Origin of the sequence: Micromonospora sp. LOL_025 (genome assembly GCF_048060285.1) — a bacterium.
Taxonomy (GTDB): Bacteria; Actinomycetota; Actinomycetes; order Mycobacteriales; family Micromonosporaceae; genus Micromonospora.
In genome coordinates, this window is record NZ_JBHMIR010000003.1 from 1 (window position 1) to 25,258 (window position 25,258).

At 74.5% G+C, this 25,258-nt stretch carries 21 protein-coding genes and 1 pseudogene; 12 read left to right on the top strand and 10 right to left on the bottom strand.

Annotation, left to right across the window (positions count from 1 at the left end; all coding sequences use genetic code 11):
- The 3 genes and pseudogenes from ACFHW0_RS04925 to thiC all read left to right on the top strand — a co-directional run.
- Positions 1-215: pseudogene (locus ACFHW0_RS04925) on the top strand (hypothetical protein); the annotation flags it as partial.
- Positions 212-1,000: a bifunctional hydroxymethylpyrimidine kinase/phosphomethylpyrimidine kinase gene (gene thiD, locus ACFHW0_RS04930; RefSeq protein ID WP_416605745.1), complete on the top strand. Its 789-nt coding sequence runs from the start codon at positions 212-214 to the stop codon at positions 998-1,000. The pseudogene ACFHW0_RS04925 and the gene thiD, both read left to right, overlap by 4 nt.
- A 17-nt stretch (positions 1,001-1,017) precedes the next feature.
- Complete coding sequence (gene thiC / locus ACFHW0_RS04935) at positions 1,018-2,610, top strand: phosphomethylpyrimidine synthase ThiC (protein WP_416605746.1); 1,593 nt, start codon at positions 1,018-1,020, stop codon at positions 2,608-2,610.
- Between the two features lie 173 nt (positions 2,611-2,783).
- Here the strand turns inward: thiC and ACFHW0_RS04940 are convergent, their stop codons facing one another.
- The 4 genes from ACFHW0_RS04940 to ACFHW0_RS04955 form a co-directional block, all read right to left on the bottom strand.
- Positions 2,784-5,345: a hypothetical protein gene (locus tag ACFHW0_RS04940; protein WP_416605747.1), complete on the bottom strand. Its 2,562-nt coding sequence runs from the start codon at positions 5,343-5,345 to the stop codon at positions 2,784-2,786.
- 76 nt (positions 5,346-5,421) lie between these two features.
- On the bottom strand, positions 5,422-5,724 hold the full coding sequence (locus tag ACFHW0_RS04945; RefSeq protein ID WP_088998381.1) for a cupin: 303 nt from the start codon (positions 5,722-5,724) through the stop codon (positions 5,422-5,424).
- On the bottom strand, positions 5,721-6,671 hold the full coding sequence (locus ACFHW0_RS04950; RefSeq protein WP_416606141.1) for an LLM class F420-dependent oxidoreductase: 951 nt from the start codon (positions 6,669-6,671) through the stop codon (positions 5,721-5,723). The genes ACFHW0_RS04945 and ACFHW0_RS04950 overlap by 4 nt, the downstream gene beginning before the upstream one ends.
- Before the next feature lie 2 nt (positions 6,672-6,673).
- A complete protein-coding gene (locus ACFHW0_RS04955) occupies positions 6,674-7,459 on the bottom strand; it encodes an ABC transporter ATP-binding protein (RefSeq protein WP_121399865.1) in 786 nt (261 codons plus the stop codon).
- A gap of 267 nt (positions 7,460-7,726) precedes the next feature.
- Between ACFHW0_RS04955 and ACFHW0_RS04960 the strand changes: the two genes are divergently transcribed.
- Both ACFHW0_RS04960 and ACFHW0_RS04965 read left to right on the top strand, forming a co-directional pair.
- A complete protein-coding gene (locus ACFHW0_RS04960) occupies positions 7,727-8,758 on the top strand; it encodes an ABC transporter substrate-binding protein (protein ID WP_416605748.1) in 1,032 nt (343 codons plus the stop codon).
- Positions 8,759-8,857: 99 nt separating this feature from the next.
- The gene (locus ACFHW0_RS04965; RefSeq protein WP_416605749.1) at positions 8,858-9,703 is read left to right on the top strand and encodes an ABC transporter permease; all 846 of its coding nucleotides are present in this window, start codon (positions 8,858-8,860) and stop codon (positions 9,701-9,703) included.
- A gap of 109 nt (positions 9,704-9,812) precedes the next feature.
- Here the strand turns inward: ACFHW0_RS04965 and ACFHW0_RS04970 are convergent, their stop codons facing one another.
- Positions 9,813-10,994: an ABC transporter substrate-binding protein gene (locus tag ACFHW0_RS04970; protein WP_416605750.1), complete on the bottom strand. Its 1,182-nt coding sequence runs from the start codon at positions 10,992-10,994 to the stop codon at positions 9,813-9,815.
- 446 nt (positions 10,995-11,440) lie between these two features.
- Here ACFHW0_RS04970 and ACFHW0_RS04975 point away from each other — a divergent pair, with 446 nt between their 5' ends.
- From ACFHW0_RS04975 to ACFHW0_RS04990, 4 genes are all read left to right on the top strand, one after another.
- The gene (locus ACFHW0_RS04975; protein WP_416605751.1) at positions 11,441-14,626 is read left to right on the top strand and encodes a nitrate- and nitrite sensing domain-containing protein; all 3,186 of its coding nucleotides are present in this window, start codon (positions 11,441-11,443) and stop codon (positions 14,624-14,626) included.
- Positions 14,623-15,030 carry a roadblock/LC7 domain-containing protein gene (locus ACFHW0_RS04980; protein ID WP_067359650.1) on the top strand — a complete coding sequence of 136 codons (408 nt, stop codon included), beginning with the start codon at positions 14,623-14,625 and terminating at the stop codon, positions 15,028-15,030. The genes ACFHW0_RS04975 and ACFHW0_RS04980 overlap by 4 nt, the downstream gene beginning before the upstream one ends.
- An 86-nt stretch (positions 15,031-15,116) precedes the next feature.
- Entirely contained in the window at positions 15,117-15,482 is a 366-nt protein-coding gene (locus ACFHW0_RS04985; protein WP_088998388.1) for a DUF742 domain-containing protein, read from the top strand.
- On the top strand, positions 15,463-16,086 hold the full coding sequence (locus tag ACFHW0_RS04990) for a GTP-binding protein (protein ID WP_088998389.1): 624 nt from the start codon (positions 15,463-15,465) through the stop codon (positions 16,084-16,086). Before ACFHW0_RS04985 ends, ACFHW0_RS04990 begins: the two co-directional genes overlap by 20 nt.
- A gap of 28 nt (positions 16,087-16,114) precedes the next feature.
- Here the strand turns inward: ACFHW0_RS04990 and ACFHW0_RS04995 are convergent, their stop codons facing one another.
- From ACFHW0_RS04995 to ACFHW0_RS05015, 5 genes are read right to left on the bottom strand one after another with little or no spacing between them, the layout of a single operon-like run.
- Entirely contained in the window at positions 16,115-17,203 is a 1,089-nt protein-coding gene (locus tag ACFHW0_RS04995; protein WP_121399859.1) for a uroporphyrinogen-III synthase, read from the bottom strand.
- Positions 17,204-17,572, bottom strand: coding sequence for a nitrite reductase small subunit NirD (gene nirD, locus ACFHW0_RS05000; RefSeq protein ID WP_416605753.1), 369 nt, complete (start codon positions 17,570-17,572; stop codon positions 17,204-17,206).
- A 34-nt stretch (positions 17,573-17,606) separates the two neighbouring features.
- Positions 17,607-20,132 (bottom strand): nitrite reductase large subunit NirB, encoded by a 2,526-nt coding sequence (gene nirB / locus ACFHW0_RS05005; RefSeq protein WP_416605754.1) that lies wholly within the window; start codon positions 20,130-20,132, stop codon positions 17,607-17,609.
- A complete protein-coding gene (locus tag ACFHW0_RS05010) occupies positions 20,129-21,568 on the bottom strand; it encodes an FAD-dependent oxidoreductase (RefSeq protein WP_416605755.1) in 1,440 nt (479 codons plus the stop codon). Before ACFHW0_RS05010 ends, nirB begins: the two co-directional genes overlap by 4 nt.
- 37 nt (positions 21,569-21,605) lie before the next feature.
- On the bottom strand, positions 21,606-23,729 hold the full coding sequence (locus ACFHW0_RS05015) for a molybdopterin oxidoreductase family protein (protein ID WP_416605756.1): 2,124 nt from the start codon (positions 23,727-23,729) through the stop codon (positions 21,606-21,608).
- 146 nt (positions 23,730-23,875) lie between these two features.
- Between ACFHW0_RS05015 and ACFHW0_RS05020 the strand changes: the two genes are divergently transcribed.
- Genes ACFHW0_RS05020 through ACFHW0_RS05030 form a run of 3 tightly spaced genes read left to right on the top strand, consistent with a single transcriptional unit; the run spans position 23,876 to position 25,172 of the window.
- A complete protein-coding gene (locus ACFHW0_RS05020) occupies positions 23,876-24,580 on the top strand; it encodes a class I SAM-dependent methyltransferase (protein WP_416605758.1) in 705 nt (234 codons plus the stop codon).
- Between the two features lie 51 nt (positions 24,581-24,631).
- Complete coding sequence (locus ACFHW0_RS05025; protein ID WP_416605759.1) at positions 24,632-24,889, top strand: DUF6364 family protein; 258 nt, start codon at positions 24,632-24,634, stop codon at positions 24,887-24,889.
- A complete protein-coding gene (locus tag ACFHW0_RS05030; RefSeq protein ID WP_121399853.1) occupies positions 24,879-25,172 on the top strand; it encodes a type II toxin-antitoxin system PemK/MazF family toxin in 294 nt (97 codons plus the stop codon). Before ACFHW0_RS05025 ends, ACFHW0_RS05030 begins: the two co-directional genes overlap by 11 nt.
- Positions 25,173-25,258 lie beyond the last annotated feature (86 nt).

The window sequence follows — 25,258 nt, forward strand, 5'->3', positions numbered from 1 at the left end:
CGGGTGCCGTGGGGGTGGCGGTGCTGGGTGCCGTCATGCGCGCCGACGACCCCGAGGCGGCGGCAGCCACCGTCACGGCAGCCGCCGCCACGGCAGCCGCCGCCACGGCAGCCGCCGCCACGGCAGCCGCCGCCACGGCGAGCCGGCCCGCCAGCGCCGCGAGCGCGCAGGTCCGGCCCGAGCTCCCGTCCGCCACCACGGAAGAGGAACGATGACCCCGACGACCGTCCTCACCATCGCCGGCTCCGACTCCGGCGCGGGTGCCGGCATCCAGGCCGACCTGAAGGTCTTCGCGGCCCTCGGCGCGTACGGGACCAGCGTGCTCACCGCGGTCACCGCGCAGAACACGAGGGGCGTCGACGCCGTGCTGCCGCTGCCGCCGCGCACGGTCAGCGAGCAGCTCGACAGCGTGCTCGCCGACTTCACCGTCCGCGCGGTCAAGACGGGTGTGCTCGGCACCCCGGCGGTCGCCGACGCGGTGGCCGACGCCGCGAAGGACGGCCGGCTGCCGCACCTCGTCGTCGACCCGGTCCTCGTCGCCACCAGCGGGCACCGGCTGGGCGTGGTCGCCGCCGTGGAGCGGCTGCTGCCGTACGCGCAGGTGGCGACGCCGAACTGCGCTGAGGCCGCGGCCATCACCGGACGCCCGGTGACCACGGTCGAGGAGATGGTGGCCGCCGCCGAGGCGCTGGCCGCCGGCGGGCCGGCGCACGTGGTGGTGACCGGCGGCGACGTGGACGCCGACGGCGAGGCGGTCGACGTGCTGCACGGCGGCGGCGTCACCACCCTGCTCCGCGCGCCCCGGGTCGACACCCGGCACAACCACGGCACCGGGTGCTCGTTCTCGGCGGCGATCGCCGTCCGGCTGGCGCTCGGCGACCCGGTGCCGACGGCGGTGGCCGCCGCCAAGGAGTACGTCCTCCGCGCGCTGACCGGCGCGCGGGACTGGGAACTGGGCGCGGGACGCGGCCCGCTGGACCACTTCGGCTGGTCCGCTTGATCACCAGGGAGGCTGTCATGCAGGCACGTCGCAAGGTGTACGTGGAGGGGCCCCGGCCGGACGTGCGGGTGCCGTTCGCCGAGGTGGAACTGACCGGTGACAACCCGCCGCTGCGGCTCTACGACACGTCGGGACCCGGCTCCGACCCCGAGGTCGGGTTGCCGCCACTGCGCGGGCCGTGGATCGCCGAGCGTGGCGACGTCGCCCCGGTCCGGGGTGCGGGCACCCCGCTCGCCGGCGTCGACGGCCGCCGCCCCACCCAGCTCGCGTACGCGCGGGCCGGCGTGGTGACGCCGGAGATGGAGTTCGTGGCGGTCCGGGAGGGCATGGCGCCGCAGTTCGTCCGGGACGAGATCGCCGCCGGGCGGGCCGTGCTGCCGCTCAACGTCAACCACCCCGAGTGCGAGCCGGCGATCATCGGCAAGGCGTTCCTGGTGAAGGTGAACGCCAACATCGGCACCTCGGCGGTCACCTCGTCGGTCGCCGAGGAGGTGGAGAAGCTGACCTGGGCGACCCGCTGGGGCGCGGACACGGTGATGGACCTGTCGACCGGCAAGCGGATCCACGAGACGCGCGAGGCGATCGTCCGGAACTCGCCGGTGCCGATCGGCACCGTGCCGATCTACCAGGCGCTGGAGAAGGTCGGCGGCGACCCGGTGAAGCTGAGCTGGGAGGTGTTCCGGGAGACCGTCGTCGAGCAGGCCGAGCAGGGCGTCGACTACATGACGGTGCACGCGGGGGTGTTGCTGCCGTATGTGCCGCTGGCGGTGGACCGGGTGACCGGGATCGTGTCGCGGGGCGGCTCGATCATGGCGGCGTGGTGCCTGGCGCACCACGAGGAGAACTTCCTCTACACGAACTTCGCCGAGCTGTGCGAGATCCTGGCCCGCTACGACGTGACGTTCTCGCTCGGCGACGGACTGCGCCCGGGTTCGATCGCGGACGCCAACGACGCCGCGCAGTTCGCCGAGCTGCGTACCCTCGGCGAGCTGACGAAGGTCGCCTGGGAGCACGACGTGCAGGTGATGATCGAGGGCCCCGGGCACGTGCCGATGCACAAGATCAAGGAGAACGTGGACCTCCAGCAGGAGTGGTGCCACGAGGCGCCGTTCTACACCCTCGGCCCGCTGACCACCGACATCGCCCCCGCGTACGACCACATCACGTCGGCGATCGGCGCGGCGATGATCGGCATGTTCGGCACCGCCATGCTCTGCTACGTGACCCCCAAGGAGCACCTGGGGCTGCCGGACCGCGACGACGTCAAGGCCGGCGTGATCGCGTACAAGATCGCGGCGCACGCGGCCGACCTGGCCAAGGGACACCCGGGCGCGCAGGCGTGGGACGACGCGCTGTCGAAGGCGCGGTTCGAGTTCCGCTGGGAGGATCAGTTCAATCTGTCGCTGGACCCGGAGACCGCGCGGTCGTACCACGACGCGACGCTGCCGGCGGAGCCGGCGAAGACCGCCCACTTCTGTTCGATGTGCGGCCCGAAGTTCTGCTCCATGAAGATCACCCAGGAGCTGAAGGAGTACGCGGCGCGCGGCATGAAGGACAAGTCGGAGGAGTTCCTCTCCTCCGGCGGCCGGGTCTACCTGCCGCTCGCCTGAGCGGCGCGACCACGCGTCCGACGACGACATCCGTCCGAACCGTCGTCCGTCGGATCGACGCCCGTCCGAGTCGGCGCCCGGGAGGGCGGTCGCCCGGGAGGCGGAGGTTCGCAACGGCGGACGCCCGCCCCGGCTCCGGTTTCCCGGGGCGGGGCGGGCGTCGGCCGGTCGGGTCAGTCCCGGTGGTGGCGGCCGGTGGAGCGCAACGACCGCCGGCCGCTCTCCTGCTCGGGTTCGTTGTCCGGGACCGGCTTGCTCAGGCCGGTGACCCAGTCCACGTACTCCTCGTCCTGCGCCGGCAGCGGCTCGGACTCCCGGTCGGCCTCGGCGTCCTCGGCCCGGGGCCGGTTACGGCGGAACAGGCCCAGCCGGCCCCGATTCCGCCCGGTGGGCTGCTCGGCCTCGACGGGCGACGGGGAACCGGGCGACGGTGCCTCCGCCCGGGCGGCGGGGACGCCGTTCTCCGGTGTGGGCTCGGCGGGCGCCGGGACGGGGCCGCCCCGTCGTGCGGTGGCGAGCGCCTCCCAGTTCGCGGCCCGGGCCAGGTCGGGCATCGGGGCCCGGTGGCGGGGTCGGGGCGTCGCGTCCGGCGCGGGTTCTGCGGCCGGCTGTGCCGCCTCGGCGGTGCCGTCGGCCTGGGGCCGGGGCGGAGCCGGCCACGCCGGGGCGGACGGGGACGCGGCGCCGGCGGCCGACTCGACGGCCCGGCCGGGAGCCGCCTCGCCGTCCGGCGCGAAGAGCGGCACCGCGCGAGGGCCGCTCCCGTCCGAATCCGGCGCGCCGGAGACCGCTCCGGCCGTGCTGCCGGGCGTGGCTCCGGCGATGGGGCCGGTCGTGGTGTCGAATCCGGCTCGGGCCGTGGGGCCGGCTTCGGGGCCGGTCGTGCGGGGCCCGGTTCCGACCGTGGCGTCCGGCCGGGGGCCGGTCGTGGTGTCGGGCGCGGCTTCGGCCGGGGCACCGGTCGTCGTACCGGGTGCGGTCGTGCTGGTCGTGGTGCCGAGCGCGGCGGGGGCGTCCGGGGATGGCGACGACACCGCAGTGACCGGTGCGGTGGGCCCGGTCACGGGGCTGCCCGTGGCGTCGGGCGTCGGGCCCGCACCCTCCGGTGCCACCGTGGCGGCGGGCTGACGCGTCGACCGGGGCTTACGCGTACGGCGGGGCTTGGGCGCGCTCGGGACGGCCTGCTGTTCGGCGACCGCTTCTGCCGGCTGGCCCGCGGGCGTCGCCTCCGCGGCGGGCTGCGCGCCGGGCCGCGCCCTCTCGATCGGCTGTCCGGCGGTTGTCGCCCCCTCGGTCGGCTGTCCGGCGGGCGTCGGTTCCTCGGTCGGCACTCCAGCGGGCGTCGCCTGCCCGGCGAATTGCGCGCCGGGCGTCACCTTCCCGGTGGGCTGAGCGCCGGGCGTCGTCTTCTCGGCTGGCGGCGTTTCGTCGGCGACCGGGCTGGCCGGAACGGTCGGTGCAACCGGTGCAACCGAGGTGGTCGGGGCCTGCTCGTCGGTGCTGTCCGGTGTGCGGCTGGTCTCCGGTTCGCGCGGGCGGTCGACTGTGAACAGGTCGCCGGGAGCCGAGGCCGGCGATTCGGCCGTCCACTCGGGAGCCGTGCCCGTCCGGGCGTCGGCGGCGGGAGCCGGGACGATCCCTCCGTCGGCGGGCCAGTCCCAGTGCGGCGGAACAACCCGGGGCGCCGAGCCGTCGCCGGTGGCGGCGGTGACCGCGCCGGGGCCCGTGGCGCCGGCCTGGTCGGCGACGACCGGGGCGGCGCCGGCCAGGTCGACCGTCTCCGGCTCGTCGCCGGTGGACGCCGGGGTCCGCGGCAGGGCCGGGCCGGTGGGCAGCGGCCGGAGGATGTCGGTCGGCTCGATGGCCCCGGTGGGGGCGGTGCGCGTGACGAGCGGCCAGCGCAGCAGCGCGGCTGCGGCCGATCCGAGCGCGCCGGCGGCCACCGCGAGCAGCGCCGCGTAGTACGGCGTGAGTTGGTAGCGGTCGGCGGTGTCGCCCGGACCGGCGGTCAGGTAGGCGAACGCGACCAGCACCGGTCCCGCCACCCCCGTCGCGCCGCTGACCAGCGGCGGGTGGCCCCGCCACCGGGCCAGCCCGCCGGTCGCCGCGCCGGCCAGCAGTGCCACCAGCGGCAGGACCACCAGGGCCAGCCCCTGCGCCGCGCCGGCGTCGAGGGACGCCGGCTCCAGCACGCCCAGTCGTACGGTGTCCAGCGGCCCGGTCGAGACCAGCGTCGGCGCCACCGAGACCAGGGCCAGCAGCCAGACCGCGCCCGCGATCGCCGCCACGTTCCATCCCACCGGCGGCTGGAGCAGTACGGCGAGGGCGGCGCCCGCGCCGACCAGTGCACCGAGGACCGCACAGATGCCGACGGCCCAGACCGGGTCCATGGAGACGAGTTCGGCCGCCCTGGCCGGCTGCATACAGAGCGGCGCGACGACGGTGGCGCCCAGCGCGGCGGCGCCGGCGACGGCGAGCAGGCGCCCGGTGCCGGCCAGCCCTCCGTCCCGGCGGGCCAGGCGCTCGGTGAGCACCGCGCCCACCACGGCGGCGTTCGCCGCGAACCAGCCCGCCCAGACGAGCTGGGCCGGCCACTGGTTGACGGTGGCGCCGGTGAAGGTGCCGGAGAGCCGGACGATGCCGAAGCCGAAGGCGATGCCGAGCTGACCGGCCCCGGCCAGCAGGCTCACCCCGAGCGCGGTGAGCAGCAGTCTGCCCCAGGTCCGAAAGGCCATGTCCGGCACGTTACGCACCTGTTGACCAGGTCGCCACCGGCGCGCCGCGAGCGGGGGGCGACCCGCCGGCCCGCGGTTACTTCAGTTCGACCAGCCTGGCCAGGTACGTCGTGTCGCCCACGTTGGTCAGCATGTGCACGGCCCCCGGGTCCCGGTAGACCACCCCGCCGGTCGGCTCGTCGGCGTCGATGAGGGTGCCGTCGATCGTCTGTACGACGTTCTTCGCCCCCTGGATCGCCACCACGAGGTACGGGTGGTCGTGCCGGTGCAGCGGCTGCCGCTCGCCCGGCTCCAGGCGGATGTGCCAGACCCGGACCCGGTCGTTCTCGTACACGATCTCCTGGCCCACCGGGCCGAGTTCGAGGTGCGCGTCTGTCATCGGGTTCCGTCCAGTCGGGGGAGCACCTCGGCGGCGATGAGCTCCAGGTGGTCGAGGTCGGCGAAGTCGATCAGCCGCAGGTGCACCCGGGTGGCGCCGATCGCGGCGAACTCGCCGATCCGGTCGACGAGCTGCGCGGGCGAGCCGACCACCGGGTCCTCGGGCGGCAGTGCGCTCTTGACGTGCAGCGGTGCGGCGCGGCGGTGCGCCTCGGCGTCGGTGCGACCGATCGCCACCACGAGCCCGGCGGAGAGGGTGAGCGGGGCGCGTCCCGACTCGGCCCGGCCGGCCCGGTCACAGGCCTCCCGCACCCGCTCGTACGCGGCGGCGGTCTCCGCGACGGTCTTGAACGGCATGTTGAACTCGTCGGCGTACCGGGCGGCGAGTTCGGGGGTGCGCTTCGGGCCGCGGCCGCCGACGATGACCGGCGGGCCGGGCACCTGCACCGGCTTCGGCAGCGCGGGGGCGTCCACCAGCCGGTAGTGGTCGCCGGTGAAGCTGTACGTCTCGCCCGGCGGCGTCCGCCACAGCCCGGTGATGATCTCCAGCTGCTCGGCCAGCCGGTCGAAGCGCTCGCCGACGCCGGGGAACGGGATGCCGTAGGAGACGTGCTCCCGCTCGTACCAGCCGGCGCCGATGCCGAGCTCGACCCGGCCGCCGCTCATCTGGTCCACCTGGGCCACCATGACGGCCAGCGGGCCGGGCAGCCGGAAGGTGGCGGAGGTGACCAGGGTGCCGAGCCGGATCCGGCTGGTCTCCCTGGCCAGCGCGGCGAGCGTCAGCCAGGCGTCGGTCGGGCCGGGCAGCGCGGCCTCGTCCCCCATCGCCTGGTAGTGGTCGGCGCGGAGGAAGCCCTCGAAGCCGCCGTCCTCGGCCAGCCGGGCGAAGCGGAGCTGGTCGTCGTAGTTGGCGCCCCGGTGCGGCTCCGTGAAGACGGTGACCCGCATGCTCATCGTCCCTCCGCGCCGGCTGTCGCCGGCAGGTCCCGCTCCATGAGGAGTTCGTGCAGGTCGGCGCTGACCCGGGCGACGTCCGCCAGGTGCGCGTTGCGGCCGAGGGTGCGCGGTCGCGGGATGTTGACGTCCACCACCTTGCGGATCCGGCCGGGGCGGGGGCTGAGTACGACCACCCGGTCGGCCAGCAGCACCGCCTCGTCGATCGAGTGGGTGACGAAGACGACGGTGGCCCCGGACGTCATGTGCACGCGTTGCAGCTCGCCGGAGAGCTCCTCGCGGGTGAGCGCGTCGAGCGCGGAGAACGGCTCGTCCATCAGCATCACCCGGGGCTCGCCGATCAGCGACCGGCACAGCGAGACCCGTTGCTGCATGCCGCCGGAGAGTTCGTGCGGTAGCCGCTTCTCGAAGCCGCCCAGCCCGGCGAGGTCCAGCAGTTGCCGGGCCCGGTCGCGGTGCTTGGCCCGCTTCCAGCCGAACATCTCCACCGGGAGCAGCACGTTGTCCAGGACCGTGCGCCAGGGGAGCAGGGCGGGCCGCTGGAAGAGCATCGCGATGTCCCGGCGCGGCTTGGTGATCGGCGTACCGGCCACGGTGATCCTGCCCTCGCTCACCGGGAGCAGGCCGGCGATCAGGCGCAGCAGGGTGGACTTGCCGCAACCGGAGCGGCCGAGTACGGCGACGAACTCACCCGCCGCCACGTCGAGGTCGATGCCGCGCAGCGCCTCGACGCGGCCGCTGCGGCCGTCGAAGGTGCGGGACACCCCGGAAAGCTGGATCATCTCCGGCGGCCTCCCTGAGTCGGGGATCAGCGATCGCGGCCCAGGGTAACCGCCCCGTGTGGACAGCACGTCGTCCGGGGTGGACGCGAGGATTTTTCCGTAACGAAACCCATACGCCTGGCATTGTCGGGGGCGGTTTCTCGTACGCTGTGCCAGCTAAGAGTCCCCTCACGACGGTTGGTGCCGGCTCAACCCCTCGGCCGGCCCGCCAGACAACCCCCTCCGGCGGCGGCGCGCCGCTCCGGTCGGAAAGGACATGGTGCACTGATGAGAAGGCTGACCCGTACGGTCGCTGCCGCTGCGCTGGCCACCGCCCTCGCCCTGGTCTCCGGGTGCAGCGGCGACTCGGACTCCGGCGCCGACGCCAAGGGCGGCAGCGGCGGGGCGCTGGAGAAGGTGACCTACCTCACCTCGTTCGGCAACTTCGGCCGTGACTCCTACGCCTGGGTCGCGAAGGAGAAGGGCTTCTTCAAGGAGGCCGGGTTCGACGTCGACATCAAGCCGGGTCAGGGCACAGGCGCGGTGATCCAGCAGGTCGTCGGCGGGCAGGCCCAGTTCGGCCCGATCGACCTCACCGGCGGCCTGCTCCAGCTCGGCAGCGGCCAGGCCAAGGACTTCGTCGCGGTCGCCGCGATCCAGCAGCGCACCATGGCCGCCATCGCCACCGTCGAGGGCAAGGGCATCGCGTCGCCGAAGGACCTGGAGGGCAAGAAGCTCGCCGACACCGAGGGCTCCGTCGTGCGCAACCTTTTCCCGACGTACGCCCGGATGGCCGGCGTGGACGCCAGCAAGGTGCAGTGGGTCAATGGTCAGGCCCAGGCCCTGATGGGCATGCTCGGCTCCGGCACGGTGGACGGCATCGGCCAGTTCGTCGTCGGCCAGCCCACCATCGAGACGGTGACCAAGCAGAAGGCCGTCATGCTGCCGTACAGCAACGTGATGCAGGACCTCTACGGCAACGTGCTGATCACCTCATCCAAGCTCGCCAAGGAGAAGCCGGAGATGGTCAAGCGCTTCACCGGGGCCCTGATGAAGGGCCTGGAGTACGCGCTGACCAACCCGCAGGAGGCGGGCGAGCTGCTGAAGAAGAACGTCGACGCCGCCAACCCCGCCGCGGCCGCCGCCGAGCTCCAGCTCATGGCCGGCTACGTGCGCTCCAACAACTCCGGCACCCAGCTCGGCACGCTGGACAGCGGCCGGGTAGCCAAGAGCATCGCGATCCTCCAGGGCGCCGGCGCGCTCAAGCAGAACATCACCCCCGACCAGATCATCGACTTCAGCCTCGCGCCGAAGGCCTGACGTACGCCGACCGTGAGCACGGGGGTGCGGTCCACCCGGGGTGACCTGGGGGCCGCACCCCCGTCGCGTGCCGGCCCGGCCGGCAGGAGAGGAGAACCCGTGACGGAGACGACCGCTACCCGGCCCGGCCACGCCGGGAAGAAGCCCGCGGGCGCCGGCGCGCCCCCGCGCCGATCCGGCGTCCGCCCGGCGGCCGTCGGGCTGCCGCTGCTCGGCGCCGTGATCACGCTGGCCGCCTGGTGGCTGGTCACGTCCGGCCTGCAACTCGTGCACCCGGTGTCGCTGCCCCCGCCGCAGGCGGTGTGGCAGGCGATGGTCGCGGGAACCGACGTGTTGCTGCCGGCGCTGGGTGTCACCACCATGATGACCGTGGTCGGCTTCCTGCTGTCGGCGGTGGCCGGGGTGCTGATCGGGATGGCCCTGGCCGGGTCCCGGCGCGTCGAGCGGATGTTCGCGCCGCTGCTGGTGGCGGTCAACGCGGTGCCGAAGATCGCCCTCGGCCCGCTGCTGGTGGTCTCGGTCGGCTGGGGTGCGAAGCCGATCCTGACCATGGTGTTCCTGCTCTGTTTCTTCCCGATCGTGCTCTCCACGGCGACCGGGCTCACCACCACCCCGAACGACCTGGCCGAGCTGGCCCGCTCGCTGAACGCCTCGTGGTGGCAGGCGTTCCGCAAGGTGCGCTTCCCCGCCGCGCTGCCGCAGATGTTCGTCGGGCTCAAGGTGGCGATGCCGCTGGCCGCGATCGGCGCGGTGATCGGCGAGTTCTACTCGGACAAGCCGGGGCTGGGCTACCAGATCCTGCAGTACAACGGCGTGGGGGACACCGCGACCGCCTGGGCGGCGATCGTGCTGATCGCGCTGATGAGCATCCTGCTCTACAGCGCACTGTCCCTGGTCGAGCGGCTCGCCCTGCCGTGGGTCCGCGCCACCACGTCGGCCCGCTGACCTGCTCGAACGGTTGATGGTGTGGCCCGCCGGGACACGGCGGGCCACACCATGACGCTGGTCCGGCGCGCTGCCGCGCGCCGGCACCCCTCCGCCACCGACCGGCCGGTCAGCCCGCGAGGCGCCAGCGCCCGTTGCGTGCGACCAGGGTGGTGAGGGCCTGCGGCATCAGGCCGGAGTGGTTGTCCGGGGTCATCCGGATCGGCCCGGAGAGGCCGTCCAACTGGGTCGTCTCCAGCACGTCGCGGATGCCGTCGCGGTCGACCTCGCCGGGCTCGCCGCCCGAGCGCAGCTCGGCGTCGGCGATGAGCTGCACCGCGTCGGCCGCGAACGAGGAGGAACCGTTGTAGCCGCCGAAGCGGGCGGTGTAGTCCTGGAACCACTGGCGGCGGGCCGCCTTGGCCGGGGTGGTGGCGATCACGTCGTCGATCACCATGGTCTGGGTGAAGACCAGCGTGGCGCGTTCGGTCGCCCGGGACGCGGCGCCGAGGAAGAGGTCGCCGGCCGCCGCCGCGTCGAAGAAGAGCTCGCCCTCGAACTTGGCCTGCTGGGCGGCGGTGGCGGCGAGCGTCGCCTGCTCCGCCGGGGTCCACACGACCAGCGAGTCCGGCTTCTTCGCCAGCAGGTCCTTGACCTGCTGGCCCACCTCGGTGTCGGTGGTGCGCACGGCCTCCTCGCGCAGCAGCTTGACGCCGGCCTTCGCGAACTCGGCGCGCAGCGCGGTCAACCCCTCGCGGCCGTAGGCGTCGTCGCTGTGCAGCACGCCCGCCTTGCGGACACCCTTGCGGCGCATCTCGGAGGCGAGGGCCGCGGCGCTGTCGGCCGCGTTCGGAGAGAGCTTGAACACGTACCGCCGTTCGGCGACCGGGGTGGACACGGCGCTGGACGCGGCGAGCGCAATGGTGGGAATTCGCTTCTCGTTGATGGTGCGGACGGCGCCGACGGCACATTCGTTGCAGCCGCCCATGATGATGGCGCTGACTTCGGAATCGCTGCTGAAGTCACCGATGTTGCGCAGCGACTCGCTCGCGTCCGACCGGTTGTCCTTCACCCTCAGGTCGACCTTCCGGCCGTTCAGCGCGCCGGAGGCGTTCAGCTGCTCGACCTTCAGTTCCAACGCCCGCTGGTACGCCTTGCCGATGGGCGCCGCCGCGCCGGAGAGTTCGAGGTCCGCGGCGATGACGATGGGGCTGGTGTCCTGCTCGTCCGCCCCGAACTGGCAGCCGGTGAGCGTGGTGGCCAGCACGGCCGATGCGAGCGCCGCGGCGGTCGCGGAGCGGATGGGGGTCAACTCAGTCCTCCAGATGCGGCCCGGGACGATGCCCGGTCACCGCCGGGTTGTCCGTCCTCAGTAGAGGAACGGGATCGGTCTGCCGTACGGTGTGCGCGAAGCCTGCAAAACCTTGCCAACGCCAGGCCCCGCGGTCAAGCGGAGCCTCCGGAGCGTTTCGGGACGCGTATCCCACATGGTGGGGCAACGGGAAGTTTGCAGACGCTTACTAATGCGACACGGATGACCACTCTGGAGTTACATGCCCTGTTCACGGGCATGGAGAATTGAAGGTATTAGTTGACCGGATCACGGGATGCGAGCCGTGCGACCGTTTCCTACCCCGCCGCGACTTCCCAAACAGGATCAGTTCTGATGAAATCGCGGCCGTGCCGCGTGTGGCGCAGTCCGCTGCACCGGGCGCGAGTCGGCGGGGCAGGCGTGGAAGAAACGACGGAGGCGATGTCGTGAGCACCGGACCGACGACCCTGCCCGCGAGTGGCGACACCGAACAGCCCAAGCGGCGTCGGCTGCCCCGGCTCCGCGACGTGCGGATCCGCTCCAAGCTCGCCCTGATCCTGGTCGTGCCGGTCGCCGCGGTGCTCGCGTTGGCCACGGTCCGCCTCGTCGCCGTCGGCGAGAACACCTTCGACGCCAACCAGGCCCGGGCGCTGACCGCGCTCTCCGTCGACGTCTCCGCGCTGACGCAGGACCTGCACGCCGAGCGGATGGCCGCCGCCGCCTTCCTGTCGACGCCGCAGCAGAAGGCCGACGCCTACAACCTGCGGGTGCGCAGCACCGACGAGCGGGTCGAGGCGTACCGGGCGGAGCGCGGACGGGTCGGCGAGGTGCCGGCCGCCGTACGCGAGCGGCTGGCCACCATCGACGAGCACCTGGAGACGCTCGCCAGCACCCGGCAGGAGGTGCTGGACCGCCAGCAGATGGCGGTCGCCGAGGCGGCGCTCCGCTACGGCGTCATCATCACCGACCTGGTCGCGTACGGCGACGGGCTGGCCCAGCTGCCCGGCGACGAGCGGCTCTCGGACGCCCGGCGCGCGGTCGCCGCGTTCGCCCGCGCCAAGGCGGCCGTCGCCGAGGAGCAGTCGGTCGTCTACACCGCCCTGGTCGCCAACCGGCTCGACGAGGAGCAGTTCTCCTCCTTCGTGGCCACGCTGACCAGTCAGCAGGAGGCACTGGTCGCCTTCTCCCTGGCCGCCGACCCGACCCAGCGTGCCCTGGTCGACAGCACGGTCTCCGGTGACGCGGTCACCCTCGCCGACCGGGTGGCCGCCGACATCACCCGCTCGGTCGGGCAGCCCTCGCCGGTGACCGCCCAGGACGCCACCGCCGCCATCGGCGCGGTCAACGACCTCATGCGCTGGGCCGAGATCCGGCTCCAGGACCGGCTGCTCACTCAGGCCGACCAGGCCCAGTCGGACGTCATCCGGCAGGCCTTCATCGAGACGGCACTGGTGCTGCTGACCCTCATCGTCGCGGTGACCCTCGCCGTGGTGCTGGCCCGCTCGCTCAACCACTCGCTGCGCCGGCTGCGGGAGGGCGCCCTCTCGGTGGCCAACCACGACCTGCCGGACGCGGTCAAGCGGCTGCAGAACGTCGGCAACGTCGGCGACGGCGGCGTCGAGGAGATCGTCCGGCAGGTACGCGACCCGATCAAGCTCAACAACCGCGACGAGGTGGGCCAGGTCGCCCTCGCCTTCAACGTCGTGCACCGCGAGGCGGTCCGGGTGGCGGCCGAGCAGGCCGCGCTGCGTACCAGCGTCTCGGCGATGTTCCTCAACCTGGCCCGGCGCAGTCAGACCCTGGTCGACCGGATGATCGGCGAGCTCGACGCGATCGAGCGCGGCGAGGAGGACCCGAAGCGGCTCGCGCAGCTCTTCGAGCTGGACCACCTCGCCACCCGGATGCGCCGCAACGACGAGAACCTGCTCGTCCTGGCCGGCGCCGACTCGGCCGTGCCGCGCCGCGACGACGCCCTCCTGGTGGACGTGCTGCGGGCCGCGCAGTCCGAGGTGGAGCTCTACAACCGGATCGAGTTCGGCACCGTCGACACCGACATCTCGGTCGCGGCGCACGCGGTCAACGACGTGGTCCGGCTCGTCGCCGAGCTGCTCGACAACGCCACCCGCTTCTCGCCGCCGACCACCACCGTGGTCGCCGACGGCCGGCGGATCCGGGACTACGTCCTGATCCAGGTCGAGGACCGGGGCCTCGGCCTGACCGACGACCAGCTCGACTCGCTCAACCGGCGACTGGCCGCCCCGCCGAGCGTCGACGTCGCGGCGTTCCGGCTGATGGGTCTGGCCGTGGTCAGCCGGCTGGCCTCCCGCTACGGCATCCGGGTGGAGCTGCGCCGCAACGTGGAGGGCGGCACCGTCGCCCAGGTGACGCTCCCCGCCGCGACGGTGGTGCTGCCGCCCGTGCACAGCCGGGACCAGCAGATCACCCGGCCCCGGCAGCCGCTCGCGGTCGAGCAGAACCCGCTCACCCCGGCCGGTCTCGGCGAGCCGGCCGCCGGCGCGGGGCGTACCGCCTCGGCCACCCTCACCGACCAGTGGCGGACCGCCGCCCCGACGCCGTGGCAGGCCCCGGAACAGGCGCGGGACACCGCGGCCCCGGTGCAGGCCGGCGGCCTGACGCCGACGCAGCCGGCCGCTCCGCCGGCGCCCCCGGCCCGGCCGGCCTTCGCCGGCGGAGGCGCCTCGGTCGGTACGCCGACCGTCGCGTACCCCACGGTCGACCCGCTGCCCAAGCGCGTCCCCGGCGGGGAGGCCCCGGCGCCGGGCCTGCCGGTCGGCCCGATCGCCGGCTCGCCGGCCACCGGGCTGTCGGCGGGGTTCGCCGGCTCCGCCCGGGAGACCGGCTTCGGCACCGACCCGGGCGCCGGTCGCGGCCTCGGGGCCGGCCTGGCGGCCACGGCCCCGCCCGCCCCCGCCGCGCCGATCACCCCGCGTGCCGAGCTGCCGGCCGAGGCACCGATCTTCCGGGAGATGGAGGCGGTGTGGTTCCGGTCGCACGGTAACGACGCCACGGCCATCTTCACCCGCCCCGACTTCAGCCAGTCGGCCGCGGCCCAGCAGGCCGCCGGGGCGCCCAGCGCCGGAGCACCCGCCGTCGGGACGCCGGCCGCCGCCCAGTCGGCACCGGCGCAGCCCCGCGCGCCCCGACTGCCCACGCGTACGCCGGGCAGCACCGACACCGCCCCGCCGCCCGCGCAGCCGGCACCGCCGTCGTACACCCCGCCGCCGGCTGCGGCGCGGCCCACCACGCCGGACACACCCCCTGCGGCACCGCCCCCCGCCGCGCCCCCTGCGCCGCCGGTCGCGGAACCGGCCCCGGCGGCGCCCGCGACCGACGCGGACGCCTGGCGGACCGCGGCAGACGAGGGCTGGTCCCGGGCCAGCCGGGCGGCGGCCCCCGCCACCGCCGGCACCACCCGCTCGGGGCTGCCCAAGCGGCAGCCGCAGGCACAGCTCGTGCCCGGCGGGATCGAGCCCCGGGGCGGCCGCGACCGCAGCCGGCGTACCCCGGACGAAGTTCGGGGCCTGTTGTCGGCCTACCACCGCGGCGTGCAGCGCGGCCGGGCGGCCGGAACGGACCAGAACAGCACCTCGACCAAGGAGACGAGTCGATGAACAGGCCAGCGGCCATGCAGGACATGAGTTGGTTGCTCACCAACTTCGCCGACAGCGTGGCGGGGATCGCCCACGTGGTGGCGGTGTCCGCCGACGGGCTGCTGCTCGCCTCCTCGCGGGACCTGCCCGCGGACCGGGCGGACCAGCTCGCGGCGATCACCTCGGGCGTGGTCAGCCTGACCGAGGGCGCCGCCCGGATGTTCAGCGCCGGCGGTGTGCTCCAGACGGTCATCGAGATGGACAGCGGCTACCTGTTCCTGATGTCGATCAGCGACGGCTCGTCGATGGCCGTGCTGGCGGCCCGCAGCTGCGACGTCGGTCAGGTGGGTTACGAGATGGCGCTGCTGGTCGAGCGCGTCGGCGCGGCGCTGGTGCCGCTGCCCCGGGACGCGGTGCGGTCCTAGCGGGCGCGACGCGCGGAGTGCGTCGCCAGGAACGAGAGGATCCGGTGCCCGACCAGGGGCCCGGCCGGGAGAGGAGGTGATCGTCGATGGACCAACGGCGCGTGGACCCACGTGGTGCGCTGGTACGGCCGTACGCGGTCACCCGCGGCCGGACCGAGGCCCGAATGGACATCGCCCTGGAGGCGGTCCTGACGGCCAGCGCGACCCAGGCTGCGGAGGCCCGCTTCGCGGGGCACGACAAGCACCGCATCGCCACCGTTTGTGAGGGCCGGGCGCAGTCGCTGGCCGAGATCTCCGCGTACACCCGGATGCCGCTGGGCGTCACCCGGGTGCTGGTCGCCGACATGGTGGCCGAGAGCCTGCTGACGCTACACACTGCCGCTCCCGCCGAGGGGTTCGAGGAGCGGATGGAAATCCTTGGAAGGGTGCTAAGTGGACTTCGCAGGCTATGACCCCGCCGGGGCCCGCCGAAACCGGGGAATCATCTCCGCGAAGATCGTGGTCGCGGGTGGCTTCGGCGTGGGCAAGACGACCCTGGTCGGCGCGATCTCGGAGATCACTCCGCTGAGAACCGAGGCGGTGATGACCGCGGCCGGTGTCGGCATCGACGACCCGTCCAAGGTGCCGGGGAAGCAGACCACCACGGTCGCCATGGACTTCGGCCGGATCACCATGGCCGAGGACCTGATCCTGTACCTCTTCGGCACGCCGGGCCAGACCCGCTTCTGGTTCATGTGGGACGAGATCATCAAGGGCGCGGTGGGGGCGGCCGTGCTGGTGGACACCCGCCGGATCACCGACGCCTTCGCGCCGCTGGACTACTTCGAGAACCGCAGGCTGCCGTACGTCGTGGCGTTGAACCGCTTCGACGGCGCGCCGCAGTACGAGCTGGAGGAGGTCCGCGAGGCGCTGGCCATCTCGCCGGACGTGCCGCTGGTGCTGACCGACGCCCGGCACCGGGACGCGGTCAAGCAGGTGCTGGTGACCGTCGTGGAACACGCCATGCTCCGCCTCGAGGCCGAGCACGGCCGGGGCTACCCGGCGCCGGTCGGCTGAACGGGACGGCTACCGCCTCCGGGTCGCGTCAGTCGACCCGGAGGCGGTAGCCGCGCTTGACGACCGTCTGCACCACCCGGGGCGCGCGCAACCCGGCGCGCAGCCGGGCCACCGCCATCTCCACGGCGTGCTCGTCGGCGCCGCGTGGCAGCGTCCGCAGCAGGGCGGTCCGGGACAGCACCCGGCCCGGCGAGCCGCACAGCGCCCGCAGCACCGCCATCGGCGCCGGCGCGAGCGGACGCAGTTCGCCGTCGACCACGGCGGCGTGCCCGCGCAACGTGAGCAGGTGACCGGCCACCTTCAGGGTGACCGTCCGGCGCGGCAGTTCGTCGACGATGGTCCGGACCAGGGCGCCCAGGCGGGCCCTGGCCGGCGCGCTGACCGGCACCCCGCGCCGCAGCAGGGGCTCCGCGGTGACCGCGCCCACGCAACTGGCGAGCACGTCGCCCCGGAACGCGTCCAGCACCGCGTCCGAGCGGTCCCCGGCGGCGCGCAGCAGCGCCTCCGCCGCCGGCGCAGAGGTGAAGGTGACCGCGTCGACCAGCCGGCCGGCGACCAGGTCGATCAGCCGGTGCAGCGGGGCCGGGTCGGTCGGCGGCGCCCAGCGGTAGACGGGCACCTCGATCACGGTCGCCCCGGCCGCCTCCAGCGCCAGCGTGCACTCCGGCTGCCGCTCGCCGTGCAGCTGCATGGCGATCACCTGCCCGGCCACCCCGCGCCGGCACAGGTGCTCGATCACCTCCTCGCAGCTCTCCGAGTCGGGTGACCACTGGTCGTGCAGGCCGGCGGCCCGGATGGCCCCGCGCGCCTTGGGCCCCCGGGCCACCACGTACGCGCCGGCCAGCACGCCGCGCAGCGGCTCGGCCAGCCCCCAGCCCTCGGCCGCCTCCAACCAGCCGCGCATGCCGATGCCGGTGTTGGCCATGAGGACGTCCGGCGGCCGTTCGAGGCAGGCCCGGGTGGCCTCCCGCAGGTCGGTGTCGTCGGCCAGCGGCACGATCCGCAGGGCCGGGGCGATCACCACCCGGGCGCCCCGCCGCTGGAGGAGCGCGGCGAGTTCGTCCCGCCGGCGGTCGGCGGTCACCCCGATGGTGAAGCCCGCCAGTTCGTCGCGCATTCACCCCTCCTGTCGCAGCCGCACCTCGACCAGGCCGTCCCGGCAGCGCACGTCGTGCCGGGGCACGGCGACGCCGGGCAGGTCCAGGCAGGCCCCGGTGCGCAGGTCGTACACCTGCTTGTGCAGCGGCGAGGCGACCGTCGGCACCCCGCCCCGGCTGCCGACGATCCCGCGCGACAGCACGTACGCCCCGGCGACCGGGTCGAGGTTGTCGATGGCGAACAGCCCGTCGGCGGTGCGGAAGAGGGCCACCTGCACGCCGTCGACGAGCGCGGCGACGCCCCGCTCGGGGTCCAGCCGGTCGAGCGGGCAGACCGGCGTCCAGGTACGCGTCGCGGCGCGCACCGTCGTCGTCATCGTGATGGTCATCGCCGTACCTCCAGCGGTCGGGGCGTCGTGGTGGTCATCGCCGCACCTCCGGCATGCCCAGCGCGACCGGCTGCCGGCCCTCGCCGGCCGGCGTCCGGCCCACGGGGACCGGTTGGCCCCGTTCGCGCGCGAAGGTGATGGACGGGTCGGGCACCTCGGGGGCGTTGACGAAGGAGGCGAACCGGCGCAGTCGTACCGGGTCCTCCAGCACGTCGCGCCACTCGTCGGAGTAGGAGGCGACGTGCCGGGCCATCGCGGCGTCGAGTTCGGCGCACAGGCCGAGCGAGTCGTCCACGACGACCGCGCGGAGGTGGTCCAGCCCGCCCTCCATCGCCTCGATCCAGGCGGCGGTGCGTTGCAGCCGGTCGGCGGTGCGGATGTAGTACATCAGGAACCTGTCGATCAACCGGACCAGCGCCTCGGTGGACAGGCCGGTGGCGAAGAGGTCGGCGTGCCGGGGCCGGAAGCCGCCGTTGCCGCCGACGTAGAGGTTCCAGCCGGTGTCGGTGGCGATGATGCCGAAGTCCTTGCTGCGGGCCTCGGCGCACTCGCGGGCGCAGCCCGACACCGCCGACTTGATCTTGTGTGGGCCGCGCAGCCCCCGGTAGCGCAGCTCAAGGGCGATGGCCAGCCCGACCGAGTCCTGCACCCCGTACCGGCACCAGGTCTCGCCGACGCAGGACTTCACCGTGCGCAGCGCCTTGCCGTACGCGTGACCGGACTCGAAGCCGGCGTCGACCAGCCGGCGCCAGATCTGCGGCAGCTGCTCGACCCGCGCGCCGAACAGGTCGATCCGCTGCCCGCCGGTGATCTTCGTGTAGAGCTGGAAGTCCCGGGCCACCTCGCCGATCACGATGAGCTTCTCCGGGGTGATCTCGCCGCCAGGGATCCGGGGCACCACCGAGTAGCTGCCGTCGCGTTGCAGGTTGGCCAGGAAGTGGTCGTTGGTGTCCTGCAACGACGCCTGCTCCCCGTCGAGCACGTGCCCGGAGCCGAGGGAGGCGAGGATCGAGGCGACCACCGGCTTGCAGATGTCGCAGCCCCGGCCCCGGCCGTGTTCGGCGATGAGCTGCGAGAAGGTGCGGATGCCGCGCACCCGGACGATGTCGAACAGCTCCTGCCGGCCGGCGTCGAAGTGCTCGCAGAGCGCGGTGGACTGCCGCACCCCGGCCGCGTCGAGGAGCTGCTTGAGCATCGGCACGCAGGAGCCGCAACTGGTGCCCGCCCGGGTGCACGCCTTCAGCGCCGGCACGTCCGCGCAGCCCCCGGCGATCGCGTCGTCGATGTCGGCGCGGGTCACCGCGTTGCACGAGCAGACCTGCGCGGCGGCGGGCAGCGCCCCGGCGCCCGCGCCGGTCGCTCCCTCGGGGGCGAGCAGCGTCAGCGGGGGAGCGGGCAGCGGGCCGCCGACGCTGGCCCGCAGCGTCGGATACGCGCTCGCGTCGCCGACCAGCACCCCGCCGAGCAGGGTCTGCGCGTCGTCGGAGAGGACCAGCTTGGCGTAGACCCGGGTGGCCGGGTCGGTGAACGTCACGTCGAGGCAACCGGGCGTGGTGCCGTGCGCGTCGCCGAACGAGGCCACGTCCACGCCGAGCAGCTTCAGCTTGGTGGCGGTGTCCGCGCCGGGGAAGGTGGCCGCCCCGCCGACCAGCCGGTCGGCGACCACCTCGGCCATCGCGTACCCGGGGGCGACCAGGCCGTGGCAGGTCCCGTCGACGGCCGCGCACTCGCCGACGGCCCAGATCCGCTCGTCGGCGGTCCGGCAGGCGTCGTCGACCAGCACGCCGCCGCGCGGGCCCAGGGCGAGACCCGCCGCCCGGGCCAGCTCGTCGCGCGGGCGGATGCCGGCCGCGACCACCACCAGGTCGGCGTCGAGCACGGTCCCGTCCGCCAGCTCCAGCCCGGCGACCGTGCCGTCGGGGCCTGGCCGGACCGCGGTGGTGGCGACGCCCAGGTGGGTGGCGACGCCCAGCTCGTCGACGTACCGGCGCAGCATCGCGCCGCCGGCCGTGTCCACCTGCACCGGCATCAGCCGGGGCGCGAACTCGACCACGCTGGTGTCCAGCCCGAGCAGCCGCAGCGCGTTCGCCGCCTCCAGCCCGAGCAGCCCGCCGCCGACCACCGCCCCGGTGCGCCGTCCCCGCGCGTGCTCCCGGATCGCCTCCAGGTCGTCCAGCGTCCGGTAGACGAAGACCCCGGGCAGGGTCGCGCCGTCCACCGGCGGCACGAACGCGTAGGAGCCGGTGGCCAGCACCAGGGCGTCGTACGGGTGCTCGCCGGCCGCGGTGCGCACCAGCCGCCGCTCCCGGTCGAGCTCCGTGGCCGGCTCGCCGAGGCGCAGCTCCACCCCGTCGTCGGGGGTGTGCAGGTTCAGCTCCTCGGCGCCCACCCCGTCGAAGAAGGCCGAGAGCCGCACCCGGTCGTACGCCGGGCGGGTCTCCTCGGCGAGCACGGTGACCCGCCACCGCCCCTCGGGGTCGCGGGCGCGCAGCGCGTCGACGAAGCGCTGCCCCACCATGCCGTTGCCGACGACCACCAACCTGCTGACCCGCTCGTTCATCGCGTCACCTCCACCGAATCGACTTCGGACAGCCAGCCGACGATGCCGGCGACCGCGTCCCGGCAGCCGCCGCACCCCGTGCCGGCCCGGGTCGCGGCGACCACGGCGTCGACCGTCCGGGCCCCGGAACGCCAGCAGCCCACCAACTCCCCCTTGCTGACGTCGTTGCACTGGCAGACGGTCGCCGCGTCCGGCATCAGCGCCGGGGTCGCCGCCTGCGCGCCCGCCGTCGCGCCGAACGCCCGGCCGAGCAGCAGGGAACGCCGGTCCGCCGGCACCGGCTGGCCCCGGTCGAAGAGCTGGATGACCGTGCCGACCGCCGGGTTGTCGCCGAGCAGGATCGCGGCGGTCAGCCGCTCGTCGTGGATGCGCAGCCGGGCGTACGTGCCCCGGGCCGGGTCGGCGAAGGTCAGCTCCTCGCCGGTGCCGCCGTCGCCCGGGTCGCCCATGGCGGCGAGGTCGATGCCGGCCGCCTTGAGCCGGGTCACCGCCGGCCGGGGCCGGTAGCGGGCCTGCGGGTCCTCCCCGGTGAGCACCTGCGCCACCACCCGGGCCTGCGCCCAGGCCGGGGCGACCAGGCCGGTGAGGGCGCCGTCGTGCTGGGCGCAGTCGCCGACCGCCGAGATCCGCGGGTCGCTGGTGCGCAGCCGGTCGTCGACCAGCACGCCCCGCTCCACGGCCAGCCCGGCCGCGCGGGCGAGGGCGGTGTCGGGGCGTACCCCGCAGGAGAGGACCAGCAGGTCGGCGGTGAGCGACCGGCCGTCGGCCAGGTCGAGGCGGACCCCGTCGGCGTCCGCGACCACCCCGGTGGCCGCGACGGCCAGGTGGGTGGCCACCCCGAGGCCCGCGAGCGTGCCGGCCAGCACGGCCGCGCCGGCCGGGTCGAGCTGCCGTTCCATCAGGTACGGCACCGGGTGCACCACCCCGACGTCGAGGCCCCGGGCGGCGAGCCCGCGCGCCGCCTCCAGCCCCAGCAGGCCCCCGCCGAGCACCAGGGCGCGGCGGGCGCCGTCGGCCGCGGCGAGGATCCGCCGACAGTCGTCCAGGGTGCGGAACGGCACCACCCGATCCGGCAGCTCGGGCCCGTCCAGGCCGGGCAGCGGGGGCACCACGGCCCGGCTGCCGGTGGCGAGCACCAGATGGTCGTACGCGACGCGGTCGCCGTCGTCGGTGTGCACCGTCCCGGCGGCGCGGTCGACGGCGGTGACCGTCACCCCGGTCCGCAGGTCGACACCCTGCCCGGCGGCCTCGGCCAGCTCCACGTCCGGCTCGCCGATCCGGCCCGCCAGCAGCGTGGAGAGCATGATCCGGTTGTACGCCCGGTGCGGCTCCGCGCCGAGCACGGTGACCTTCCGGTCCCCGCCCCGGGCGTGCAGCTCGCCGGCCAGTCGGGAGCCGGCCATCCCGTTGCCGATGATCACCACGCGCTCGGTCATGGCCACGTCACCGGGCTCTGCCGGACGATTCGGTCGCTCATGGTTCGTCCACCCTCTCCAGCCGGACGGCGCAGATCTTGAACTCCGGCATCCCGGAGACCGGGTCGACGGCGTCGTTGGTGACCGAGTTGGCCCGCGCGGCGCCGCCCCAGTGGAACGGCGCGAAGACGGTGTCCGGCCGGATGGCGGTGCTGAGCCGGGCCGGCGCGCGGAGTTCGCCCCGCCGGGAGACCACCCGTACCGGCTCGCCGTCGCCGATGCCGAGCCGTCCGGCCAGGTCGGGGTGCAGCTCGACGAACGCGTCCGGGGCGGCCCGGCGCAGTGCGGCGACCCGGCGGGTCTGGGTGCCCGACTGGTACTGGGCGAGGACCCGTCCGGTGGTGAAGTGCAGCGGGTACTCGGCGCACACCTCCTCGGCCGCCGGCCGGTGCTCCACGGCGTGGAACCGGGCCCGCCCGTCCGGGGTGGGGAAGCGGTCGGCGAAGAGCCGGGGCGTGTCCGGGCCGTCCTCGTCCGGGCAGGGCCAGAACACCCCGTCGCGTTCGTCGATCCGCTCCCAGCTCACCCCGGCGTAGTCGGCGATCCCGCCGGCCGAGGCCCGTCGTAGCTCCGCGAACACGCCCCGCGGGTCGGTGGTGTCCGCGCCGCCGGCACCACCCCGGAGGCGGGCGGTGAGATCGGCGAGGATCTCCAGGTCGGTACGGACACCGGGCGGCGGCGGGCGCAGCGCGCGGCGGCGCAGCACCCGGCCCTCCAGGTTGGTCATCGTGCCGTCCTCCTCGGCCCACTGGGCGGTGGGCAGCACCACGTCGGCGAGCGCGGCCGTCTCGGAGAGCAGGAAGTCGGCGACCACGAGCAGGTCGAGGTCCCGTAGCCGGCCCTCGATCCGGGCGGCCCGGGGCGCGGAGACCACCGGGTTGGAGCCGAAGACCAGCAGCGCCTTCGGCCCGCCGGGCGTGCCCAGCGAGTCCAGCAGCTCGTACGCCGGCACGCCCGGCCCGGGCAGCTCCTCGGCCGGCACCCCCCAGACCCCGGCGACGTGTTCCCGGGCGGCCGGATCGTCGATCCTGCGGTAGCCGGGGAGCTGGTCGGCCTTCTGCCCGTGTTCCCGCCCGCCCTGCCCGTTGCCCTGCCCGGTGAGGCAGCCGTAGCCGGAGCCGGGGCGGCCGGGCAGCCCGAGGGCGAGCGCCAGGTTGACGAAGCCGGCGACCGTGTCGACGCCCTTGGCGTGCTGCTCGGCGCCACGCGCGGTCAGGATGATCACGCGTTCGGCGGTGCCGAGGGCCCGGGCGGTCGCCTCCAGGTCCGCCACCGGCACGCCGGAGAGCGCCTCGGCGCGGGCCGGCCACCAGCCGGCCACGGCGCGGCGGACCGCCTCGAATCCGCTGGTGCGGTCGGCCACGTAGTCCCGGTCGATCCAGCCCTCGGTGAGCGCGACGTGCAGCAGCGCGTTCGCCACCGCCAGGTCGGTGCCGGGCAGGGGTTGCAGGTGCAGGTCGGCCTGGCGGGCGGTGGCGGTGACCCGGGGGTCGACCACGATCAGCCGACCGCCGCGCTCGCGCTGCTCGGTCAGCCAGCGCACCAGCGGGGGCATGGTCTCCGCCGGGTTGGCGCCGACCAGCAGCAGCGTGTCGGCCCGGCCCAGGTCGGCCAGCGGGAACGGCAGGCCCCGGTCGATCCCGAAGGCGCGCATCCCGGCCGCCGCCGCCGAGGACATGCAGAACCGTCCGTTGTAGTCGATGTGCCTCGTGCGCAGCGCCACCCGGGCGAACTTCCCCAGCGCGTACGCCTTCTCGTTGGTGAGTCCGCCGCCCCCGAAGACGGCCACCGCGTCGCGCCCGTGTCCGCGCTGGACGGTGCGCAGGCCGGTGACGATCCGGTCGAGGGCGGCGTCCCAGGTCGCCGGGCGCAGCTCGCCCCCGACCGGGTCCCGCAGCAGCGGGGTGGTCAGCCGTTCGGGGTGGTCGAGCAGCTCGGCGGCGGTCCAGCCCTTCTGGCAGAGGCCGCCCCGGTTGGTGGGGAACTGCCGGGGGAGCACCGTCACCCGGCCGGACTCCTCGCGCAGCGTCATCCCGCACTGGAGGGCGCAGTACGGGCAGTGCGTCGCCACCTCCCGGGGCGTCCGCCCCGGTCCGGTCGCCGCGTGTGCACCGTCTGTCATGTCGGCAAAGCGTGCCGGGGGGCGATTTCCGGTCCGGGTCCCGTTTGTTTCGGTCCTGTCAAGAGCCGCTCACACCGCACGGGGGCGGCGGGCCGGCTCGCAGCGTCTACAATGCGGGACCTAGGTCCTATATTCTGGGAGACGCGATGGACGTCGCCGAGGTCTTCGACGCGGTGGCCGGCAGCTACGACGAGGCCCGCCGGCGCCTGGTGCCCTGCTTCGACGCCTTCTACGGCACCGCGGTCGAGGTGGCCGCGCCGCCGCTGCGGGCCGCGCTCGCCGCGGGGCGCACCCCCGAGGTGCTGGACCTGGGCGCGGGCACCGGGCTGCTGTCGCTGCTGCTCGCCGCGGCGGTGCCGGGGGTCCGGCTGACCCTGGTCGACGCCGCGCCGGCCATGCTCGCCGTCGCCGCCGACCACCTGCGCACCCGCGGGGTCGCCCACCGGACGGTCCTGGCCGACCTGGCCGACCTGGCCGACCCGCTGCCCTCCGGCCGCTACGACGCGATCGTCAGCGCGCTGGCCGTGCACCACCTCGACGACGCCGGCAAGCGCGAGCTCTACCGCCGGGTGCCGGCGGCGCTGGCACCGGGCGGCGTCTTCGTCAACGCCGAGCAGGTCGCCGGTCCCACCGCCGCGCTCGACCGGCGGTACCACGAGGTGTGGCTGGCGCGGATCGCCGCGCTGGGCTCCGACGCCGACGAGATCGCGGCCGCCGAGGGCCGGATGGCGTACGACCGGCCGGCGCCGGTCGCCGCGCAGTGCCGCTGGCTGGCCGAGGCCGGCCTGGCCGACGTCGACTGCTTCTTCAAGCAGTGGCGGTTTGCCGTGTTCGGCGGCCGACGCGAATAGTCGGGGCCGACGGGATGACTGGCGGTCATACCGCTGGGTAGTCTCCACGGCATGACTGCCAAGGTGACCCTGTCGTTCTCGGACGAGACGATCGAGGAGGCCCGGCGGTTCGCCAAGCGCGAGGGGCTCTCCCTGTCGGCGTGGATGGACCAGGCGGCCCGGGAGAAGGCGCTGCGCGAGGTCTTCACCGCGCACGCCGCCGCCGTCGGCCGGGCCGCGCTCGACCTCGAAGCCGCCGCCCTCGCCGACGCCCGCGAGGTGGGCATGGTCGACGACGTGCTCTTCGGCGGGCGCCCGCGTGCTGCGTAGGGGCGAGGTCTGGCGCATCGACGGCGCCCGGGAACGGCTCGGACTGGTGATCAGCTCCGACGTCTACAACTCCACCGACGTGCCGATCGTCATCGTGGCCGAGGTGGTCGAGGAGGCGTTGCTGCGCGACTCGCCCCTGGCGGTGCCGATGGGCGCGTACGTGGTGATGCCCGACCGGATCTCCTCGCCGATGAAGAAGTGGTTCACCGAGTGCGTGGACGTCGCCGACACGGCGACCATGCTCCGGGTCGGCCGGGCGCTGCGCATCCTCCAGGAACTCTGACATCTCACCGGCGGCATCCGCCCGCGGTGCGGTCTCCGTTTCCGGCCCGACCCGCGACGGGCACCGTCGGGTAACCCCCGGTTCCT

Bases quoted from the DNA above. Each gene is read 5' to 3' on its own strand.
- ACFHW0_RS04945 (WP_088998381.1), bottom strand. From the start codon at position 5,724: ATGACAGACGCGCACCTCGAACTCGGCCCGGTGGGCCAGGAGATCGTG.
- ACFHW0_RS05025 (WP_416605759.1), top strand. From the start codon at position 24,632: ATGACTGCCAAGGTGACCCTGTCGTTCTCGGACGAGACGATCGAGGAG.
- nirD (WP_416605753.1), bottom strand. From the start codon at position 17,572: ATGACCATCACGATGACGACGACGGTGCGCGCCGCGACGCGTACCTGG.
- ACFHW0_RS05015 (WP_416605756.1), bottom strand. From the start codon at position 23,729: ATGACAGACGGTGCACACGCGGCGACCGGACCGGGGCGGACGCCCCGG.
- thiD (WP_416605745.1), top strand. From the start codon at position 212: ATGACCCCGACGACCGTCCTCACCATCGCCGGCTCCGACTCCGGCGCG.
- ACFHW0_RS04995 (WP_121399859.1), bottom strand. From the start codon at position 17,203: ATGCGCGACGAACTGGCGGGCTTCACCATCGGGGTGACCGCCGACCGC.
- ACFHW0_RS04960 (WP_416605748.1), top strand. From the start codon at position 7,727: ATGAGAAGGCTGACCCGTACGGTCGCTGCCGCTGCGCTGGCCACCGCC.
- ACFHW0_RS04940 (WP_416605747.1), bottom strand. From the start codon at position 5,345: ATGGCCTTTCGGACCTGGGGCAGACTGCTGCTCACCGCGCTCGGGGTG.
- ACFHW0_RS05020 (WP_416605758.1), top strand. From the start codon at position 23,876: ATGGACGTCGCCGAGGTCTTCGACGCGGTGGCCGGCAGCTACGACGAG.
- nirB (WP_416605754.1), bottom strand. From the start codon at position 20,132: ATGAACGAGCGGGTCAGCAGGTTGGTGGTCGTCGGCAACGGCATGGTG.
- ACFHW0_RS04985 (WP_088998388.1), top strand. From the start codon at position 15,117: ATGGACCAACGGCGCGTGGACCCACGTGGTGCGCTGGTACGGCCGTAC.
- ACFHW0_RS04950 (WP_416606141.1), bottom strand. From the start codon at position 6,671: ATGCGGGTCACCGTCTTCACGGAGCCGCACCGGGGCGCCAACTACGAC.
- thiC (WP_416605746.1), top strand. From the start codon at position 1,018: ATGCAGGCACGTCGCAAGGTGTACGTGGAGGGGCCCCGGCCGGACGTG.
- ACFHW0_RS04955 (WP_121399865.1), bottom strand. From the start codon at position 7,459: ATGATCCAGCTTTCCGGGGTGTCCCGCACCTTCGACGGCCGCAGCGGC.
- ACFHW0_RS04980 (WP_067359650.1), top strand. From the start codon at position 14,623: ATGAACAGGCCAGCGGCCATGCAGGACATGAGTTGGTTGCTCACCAAC.
- ACFHW0_RS05010 (WP_416605755.1), bottom strand. From the start codon at position 21,568: ATGACCGAGCGCGTGGTGATCATCGGCAACGGGATGGCCGGCTCCCGA.